The organism is Longimicrobium sp. (assembly GCA_036389795.1).
Classification (GTDB): domain Bacteria; phylum Gemmatimonadota; class Gemmatimonadetes; order Longimicrobiales; family Longimicrobiaceae; genus Longimicrobium.
Genome location: DASVWD010000207.1, coordinates 1 through 7196, shown reverse-complemented (window position 1 = coordinate 7196; position 7196 = coordinate 1). Strand labels below are relative to the sequence as shown.

The window sequence follows — 7196 nt, the reverse complement described above, 5'->3', positions numbered from 1 at the left end:
CTCACCGACGCCGCGATGCTGGTGATCGGGTCGATGATCGGGTCGGGGATCTTCATCGTCTCGGCCGAGTCGACGCGGCTGGTGGGGGCGCCGGGGTGGCTGCTGGCCGCGTGGGCGCTGGCAGGGGTGATGACCCTCACCGGCGCCCTCTCGTGCGCGGAGCTGGCCGCGCTCTGGCCCCGGGCCGGCGGGCAGTACGTCTTCCTGCGCGAGGCGTACGGCCCCGCGCTGGCCTTCCTCTTCGGCTGGGGCCTCTTCCTGGTGATCCAGACCGGGACCATCGCCGCGGTGGCGGTGGCGTTCGCCAACTTCCTGGGCGTGCTGGTCCCCTGGGTCTCCGCCTCCTCGTACCTGGTGGAGCCGGTCGTCTTCGGGCGCTACGCGGTGAGCCTGTCCACCCAGCAGCTGGTGGCCGTCGCCATGATCCTGCTGCTGACGGCCACCAACACGCGGGGGCTGCGCACGGGGAAGCTGATCCAGAACACCTTCACGGTGGCCAAGACGGCGGCGCTGGCGGGGCTCATCGTGATCGGGCTCACCCTGGGGTGGAAGGCGGGGAGCGCGGCGTTCACCTCGCACTGGTGGAGCCCGGCCGCGAACGGGTGGAGGCCGGAAGTCGCGCAGCCCGGGATCGGCGCGGCCGGCGGGCTGGCGCTCGCGATGCTGCTGGGGCGGGCGATGGTGGGGCCGCTCTTCGCGCAGTCGGCGTGGAACAACGTGACCTTCACCGGCGGCGAGGTGCGCGACCCCGGGCGCAACCTGCCGCGCGCGCTCTTGATCGGCTGCGTGGTGGTGGTCGGCCTCTACCTGCTGGCGAACCTGGCGTACGTGGTCACCCTGCCGCTGGACGGCATCCGCGACGCGCCGGGGAAGCGCGTGGCCACGGCCATGATGCAGTCGCTCTTCGGCCCCGCCGGCGCGGCGGTGATGGCGGCGGCGATCCTGGTCTCCACCTTCGGCTGCAACAACGGTCTGATCCTGGCCGGGGCGCGCGTCTACTACGCCATGGCCCGCGACGGGCTCTTCTTCCGCCGCCTGGGCGAGTTGAACGCCCGCGCCGTCCCTGCGGCCGCGCTGGCGGCGCAGGGGGTGTGGGCCGCGCTGCTCACCCTGCCGCGCACCGTCACCACCGACGCGGCGGGCGCCGTCACCTTCGGCAACGTGTACACGCAGCTCCTGGAGTACATCATCTCGGCGGACCTGGTGTTCTACGCGCTGATGGTGGGGGCGGTGATCGTGATGCGCCGCCGCCGCCCCGCGCTGGAGCGCCCGTACCGCACCTTCGGCTACCCGCTCACGCCGTGGGTGTACATCGTCCTCTCCACCCTGGTGGTGCTCGACCTGGCGTACCTGACGCCGGCCACGGCGGGGATCGGCTACCTGCTGGTGCTCACCGGCTTCCCCGCCTACCTCCTCTGGCGCCGCCGCCCGGCCCCCGCCTCCGAACCCTCCGGCGCCCCGGGCGATTAGCGGCACTCGCGAGCCGAATGTCTCATACCACGTCGCGGAGCATTGTTCTGGTCCCGAACAGATTGAAATCACACAGAGACACAGAGGAACAGAGAGGACCACCGGAGGCCTTCGTTTTTCTCTGTGTCTCTGTGTCTCTTGTGTGAGATTTTTCAGGACCTGTGTCCGAACGATCCTCTGCAAACTGGTCTCGCACGGAGTCGACGGAAGAAACGGAGACCCCCCGCGGTTCTCCGTTTCCTCCGTTTCCCAGCGTGAGACTCGCGGCCGGATCCTTCAGCGCTCGCCGAGGAAGCGCCGGGCCACGCGGATGTAGCGCCGGTCCTGCTCGTCCTCGGGGACCGCCTCCGCTTCCCTGAGCAGCCTGCGGACGTGGCGGTGGAGCCGCTCCTCGCCCCAGCGGTAGCCGGTGGCCACCTCGGCGCTCTCGGTGTTCGCGTCGCGGGCGGCCTCCAGCAGCGCCCGCGCCGCCGCCGCGTCGAACCGCGGGTCGTCCCGGGGCGGGAGCCCGAACCGGCCCGGCGGCACCGCCCCCCCGTCGTCCTCCCGCACGAACGCGCGCGACATCGTCTCTCTTCCTGTCTTTCCCTGTTCTCGGAATGCCGGATCCGCCCGCGGGTCTGCCAGACGGATGCCAGGACGCTCCATTCGTCACTGGCCAGGCTCCGTGTTGGCGTGCGAGGCCATCGTGCAGGTGCGGCTGCTCCCGGGACCGCTACATTGGATCGTGGAGGTGCTCCATCTCCCGATCGGCGCGCTCCGCCACGGAGCACCCCCGCCGGGCCGAGCTCCTCGTCCACCCGATCTGACCAGGCCGTGACGATCCAACCCGCCCGGACCGACGCCGAGATCGCCGCCACGTGGGAGGTGATGCGGCAGCTGCGGCCGCACCTGGCGCGCGACGGCTACGTCCCGGCCGTCCGCGAGCTGATGGCGCGCGAGGGGTACCGGCTGGCCGCCCTCGTCGAGGAGGGCGAGGTGCGCGCCGTCGCCGGGTACCGCCTGATGACGATGCTGTACTGCGGGCGGCTGCTCTACGTCGACGACTTCGTCACCGACGAGCGGGTGCGCTCGCGCGGGTACGGGGCGCGGCTGCTGGACTGGCTCAAGGAGGAAGGGCGGGCGCAGGGCTGCGCGGAACTGCAGCTGATCTCCCGCGTGACCCGCGAGCAGGCGCACCGCTTCTACTTCCGCGAGGGGCTCGGGATCGAGTGCTTCCACTTCCGGGTGGCGCTGTAGGCGCCAGCCCGCACGCGCCGGCCGGCCGCCCGCCCGCGAGGCTCCGGGAGGACGCCGGCCGCGTCCCGGCGCCGCGGTATCCGTCAACGGGGAGGAGGCCCGATGTCGCAGGTCAGCGTGCGGTACATCGTCGACGACGTGGATGCGGCGCTGCCGTTCTACCGGCGCCTGGGCTTCCGCGTGGAGTCCCACCCCGCGCCGGGGTTCGCGGTCCTGGCGCGGGACGGCCTCCGCCTGCTGCTGAGCGCCGCGGCCGGCCCCGGCGGAGCGGCCCAGCCGATGCCCGACGGGCGCCGGCCCGAGCCCGGCGGGTGGAACCGCATCCAGCTGGAAGTCGCGGACCTCGACGGCGAGGTCGACGCGCTGCGCGCCGCGGGGGTGCGCTTCCGCAACGAGATCGTCTCCGGCCGCGGCGGCCGGCAGGTCCTGGTCGAGGACCCGTCGGGGAACCCGGTGGAACTGTTCCAGCCGCACGAGTCCTGATCCGGGCCGGGGCGCGGCCGCCTCACGCCGCGCCCTGGCTCGAGGTCGGGGCCGGCAGGCATGGCGCTCCGTCCGGCGACGGGCGTCACGGGCGCCCGAACCAGGCCTTCGTCTCGGCGTTGATCCAGTAGACCAGGAGCGGGATCGCCGCCGGCAGGGTGCACACGCTCGTCATCCCCAGCGCGATGAGGACGATCCCGTACACCCACACCCACGGCCGCCGCGGCAGGAACGGCGCGGCCGCGAACGGGGCTGCGAATACGAGCCCGAGCGCGATCATGATCAGCCCCATGGCCTTCGCTTCCGCGGGCTCCGTGTCCAGCATCGCCGGATCGGCCACCAGGAAGAAGACCCCGGCGGCCGCAACCAGCAGGTAGATCAGGACCATCACCGCGCAGTACGCCACGAACCAGGACCAGACGGCGGGTCGGCGGGTGGGATCGGGATGCATCGTCGGTACGTGGTGCGGGTGGGATGTCGAGGGCAGGAGCGCGAGCCGCGGTCCGGGCGCCGGGCTGCGGCGGTCCACCGCAATCTGCGCGGCGCCACGAGCGGCGCACAATCCCGCCGTGCGGGCCGAAGTGGCGCGCGGGGCGGCAGCGCGTAGATTGCCGCTGATCATCCGTTCACCCCAGAAGCGTCCGACCGATGCGCATCTCCCGGCTCCCCGCGCTCGCCCTGCTCCTGGCCGGCCCCGCCGCCGCGCAGGCGCCCGACCCGCCGGGGCTCTCCACCTTCAGCATCGTGGCGTGCGACCCGGCGAACGGGTTCCTGGGCGTGGCGGTGCAGTCGCGCGTGGTGGGGGCGGGCTCCATCGTCCCCGCCGCCGAGGCCGAGGTGGGCGCCGTGGCCTCGCAGGCGGCGGCCAACGTCGCCTACAAGCGGCGTGCGCTGGAGCTGCTCCGGCAGGGCCGCACGCCCCAGCAGGTGGCCGACGAGTTCCGGCGCACCGACCCCGGCATCGCCCGGCGGCAGTTCGCCGTGATGGACGCGCGCTGCGGCGTGGCCGCCTTCACCGGCGACAGCGCGCAGGCGTGGGCCGGGCACCGCACCGGCGCGCACTACAGCGTGCAGGGCAACATCCTCACCGGCGCCGAAGTGGTCGAGGCGATGGGGCGCGCCTTCCAGGAAGCCGAAGCCGCCGGGCGCCCCTTCGGCGAGCGGCTGCTGGCGGCGCTCAAGGCAGGGCAGGCCGCGGGCGGCGACCGGCGCGGGCGGCAGGGCGCGGGGATGCTGATCGTCAAGAAGGGCGGCGGCTACGGCGGCGGCGACGACGTCTACGCCGACCTCCACGTCGAGGACCACCCGGAGCCGATCCTGGAGCTGGAGCGCGTCTACAACGTGTGGATGTCGGTCTTCCACCCCGCCGACCACTTCCTCCCGGGCGGCTCGCAGGCGTTCTCGGCCCCCGCCGGCCCGCACGTCTGCGCGCTGCGCAACCTGCTGGCGAAGGCCGGCCACGGCACCCCCACCACGGCCCAGTTCTGCGCCTTCGACGAAGAGGTGATCGTCCCGCTCAAGGCCTTCCAGCGCGCCAACAACCTGCGAGAGGCCGCCTCGCTCACCCCCGAGACCGCCGCCAGGCTGCGCGAGGTCGCGGGGCGTTCTCCCTGACCCTTGAACTGCGAACTGCGGGTTTGGGCGTGTCCCTCCGCTGCGCTCCGGGCCGGGCTGCGCGCGCGGTAGGGCACGATACGACTGTGCCCAACCGCGCCGGGCCACCGCCGCCACGATACCCCTGTGGCGGCGGCGTCCCGGCCCTCCGGGCGCGCATCCCTCACGCAACGTCAGGGAACAGGGGACAGGGAACAGGTTACAGCCGGCATCACCTCGCCCCCGCACCGCACCGTAAAGTCCACCCTCTCCCGAAGTTGGGAGAGGGTTGCCGCTCTAAGGCGGCGGGTGAGGGCCTCCGGCGAGGCAGGCCTACGGGTCGTCCAGCCGGAACGCGTGCCGCACCTCCGTCCAGCGGTCCTCCCCCGGCACCGTCGTACGCTCGGTGAAGGAGACCTCGCCGTCGCGGCCCACGAGCAGCACCGTGGAGGCGCGGGTGCCGTACTCGGGGGTGACGATGAACGACGCCGAGAGCGCCCGCTCGCGCTCCAGCCCCACGCCCGTGCTGGGCAGCGTGTCGTCGGGCGCTGGGTCGCGCAGGGCGAGCGAGGCGAACAGGCGCCCCTCCAGCTCCTCCTCGGGCCCCTCCAGCGCCCGCCGCAGGTCCTCCTTTCCGCGCGCCACCTTGGGCCACGGCGTGTCCAGCAGGTGGTTGCTGAGCCCGTAGACGCCGCCGTCCAGCTCGTACGCGTCGTCGGCGCGGTTGGAGAACCACACCAGCTGCCCGCGGTCGGCCATCAGCAGGTTGAAGCCGTTGAAGTCGCCCGCCACGCGCACCAGCCCGCCCGCGAACCCCGTCGGCCGCGCCCGGCTCCGCAGGAAGTTGGCGACCAGGTGCCCCCGCGACGGGGCGCCCACCCGGTACTTCTCCGGCTCGCGGAAGTTGGTCACCGCGGCGAAGCGGCCCGAGCGCGTCACCCCCAGCCAGGTGCCGCCCTCGCGCAGGTCGCGCCCGGCCAGCACGTCGGGCGCGTCGTCCCAGAACGCCGCCGGCGCGGTGGGGCGCGCGAAGAACTCGTCGCGGTTGGCGCCCACCACCAGCTTCCAGCGCGGGTGGGCGTCCCAGGCGAACAGGATCAGGCACATCGCTCGGGCGGTCTCGGTCCGGGTCGCGTCGGCGCCGCGCCCCGCCGGGACGCGGGCGCGCGTGGACGACACCAATCTGACCGGCGGTGAAGCTTTTCGCACGCCCGGCCCGTATCTTCCCTCCCGAATCCGCCCAGCCGCATCCGATCACCCGTGCCCGCACTCCCCGTGAAGCGTACCCGTCTCCTCTCGCTCCTCCTGCTCCCGCTCACCGCGTGCGGCGGCGACCGCGGCGCCGGCCCGCGCACCTCGGTGGTGGCCGCGGGCGACATCGCCTCGTGCTGGTGGCGCGCCGACGAGGCCACGGCGCGGCTGCTGGACCGCATCGACGGCGTGGTGCTGGCCGTGGGCGACCTGGCGTACCAGAACGGCACCCCGCAGCAGTTCGCGCGCTGCTACGGGCCCACCTGGGGGCGCCACCGCGACCGCACCCGCCCCGTCCCGGGGAACCACGAGTACCGCACCGACGGCGAGGGGTACTGGACCTACTTCGGCGACCGGGCCGGCCAGCGCGGCAAGGGGTGGTACAGCTTCGAGGTCGACGGCTGGCACGTGGTGGCCCTGAACAGCGAGGAGCCGATGGAAGAGGGCTCCGAGCAGCTGGAGTGGCTGCGCCGCGACCTGCGCGCGCACCCCACGCGCTGCGCGCTGGCCTACATGCACCACCCCGCGTTCAGCTCGGGGAAGCACGGGGCGGCGCGCCGGGTGCAGGAGGTGTTCCGGGTGCTGTACGACGGCGGGGTGGACGTGCTGCTCTCCGGCCACGAGCACAGCTACGAGCGCTTCGCCCCGCAGGCCCCCGGCGGTCGGCTGGACCGCCGCCGCGGCGTGCGCCAGTTCGTGGTGGGCACCGGCGGCGCGCCCACCTACCCCTTCCGCGAGCTCGCCCCGAACAGCGAGGCGGCCAACTACCGCACCCACGGCGTGCTGCGCCTGGTGTTCCACGGCGACGGCTACGAGTGGGAGTTCGTCCCCGTGCGCGGCCACAGCTTCACCGACCGCGGCCGCGGCACCTGCAGCCCGCCCGTGAAGCCGTGACACGATGATTTGATCGGATCACACAGAGAAACAGAGGAGCAGAGGCCTTTTCTCCGTTCCTCTGTTTCTCTGTGTGATACCGGATTCCAGGTATCAGTGTGCAATCCGGTCCTTTCGCGAACCAGGTCATTCCGAGCGGCGCCGCAGCACCGATCCGGATTTCACACCTCAGCTGGGCGGCGCCCGAGGAATCTACTCACCCCGCCCGGACGCTGGCTCCATGCATCGGTCCGGCCTCCTGCCGGCCGCGAGTAGATTCCTCGGGA

Annotated in this window: 8 protein-coding genes; 5 read left to right on the top strand and 3 right to left on the bottom strand. The window is 73.0% G+C overall.

Features of this window, described 5'->3' with window-relative positions; all coding sequences use genetic code 11:
- On the top strand, window positions 1–1470 hold a 1470-nt coding region (locus tag VF746_24765), incomplete at its 5' end, for an amino acid permease (GenBank protein ID HEX8695650.1).
- A 276-nt stretch (window positions 1471–1746) separates the two neighbouring features.
- Here VF746_24765 and VF746_24760 read toward each other — a convergent pair.
- Window positions 1747–2037 carry a hypothetical protein gene (locus VF746_24760; GenBank protein ID HEX8695649.1) on the bottom strand — a complete coding sequence of 97 codons (291 nt, stop codon included), beginning with the start codon at window positions 2035–2037 and terminating at the stop codon, window positions 1747–1749.
- A 249-nt stretch (window positions 2038–2286) separates the two neighbouring features.
- On the opposite strand from VF746_24760, the gene VF746_24755 reads away from it, so the two are divergent.
- A complete protein-coding gene (locus VF746_24755) occupies window positions 2287–2709 on the top strand; it encodes a GNAT family N-acetyltransferase (protein HEX8695648.1) in 423 nt (140 codons plus the stop codon).
- A 102-nt stretch (window positions 2710–2811) separates the two neighbouring features.
- Window positions 2812–3192 (top strand): VOC family protein, encoded by a 381-nt coding sequence (locus VF746_24750; GenBank protein ID HEX8695647.1) that lies wholly within the window; start codon window positions 2812–2814, stop codon window positions 3190–3192.
- 85 nt (window positions 3193–3277) lie between these two features.
- On the opposite strand, the gene VF746_24745 is transcribed toward VF746_24750, so the two are convergent.
- Window positions 3278–3643, bottom strand: coding sequence for a hypothetical protein (locus tag VF746_24745; protein HEX8695646.1), 366 nt, complete (start codon window positions 3641–3643; stop codon window positions 3278–3280).
- A 197-nt stretch (window positions 3644–3840) separates the two neighbouring features.
- Between VF746_24745 and VF746_24740 the strand changes: the two genes are divergently transcribed.
- A complete protein-coding gene (locus tag VF746_24740) occupies window positions 3841–4806 on the top strand; it encodes a DUF1028 domain-containing protein (GenBank protein HEX8695645.1) in 966 nt (321 codons plus the stop codon).
- Window positions 4807–5118: 312 nt separating this feature from the next.
- Here VF746_24740 and VF746_24735 read toward each other — a convergent pair whose 3' ends face one another.
- Entirely contained in the window at window positions 5119–5892 is a 774-nt protein-coding gene (locus tag VF746_24735; protein HEX8695644.1) for an NRDE family protein, read from the bottom strand.
- Between the two features lie 168 nt (window positions 5893–6060).
- Between VF746_24735 and VF746_24730 the strand changes: the two genes are divergently transcribed.
- Window positions 6061–6930: a metallophosphoesterase gene (locus VF746_24730; protein ID HEX8695643.1), complete on the top strand. Its 870-nt coding sequence runs from the start codon at window positions 6061–6063 to the stop codon at window positions 6928–6930.
- The last annotated feature ends 266 nt before the right edge of the window (window positions 6931–7196 follow it).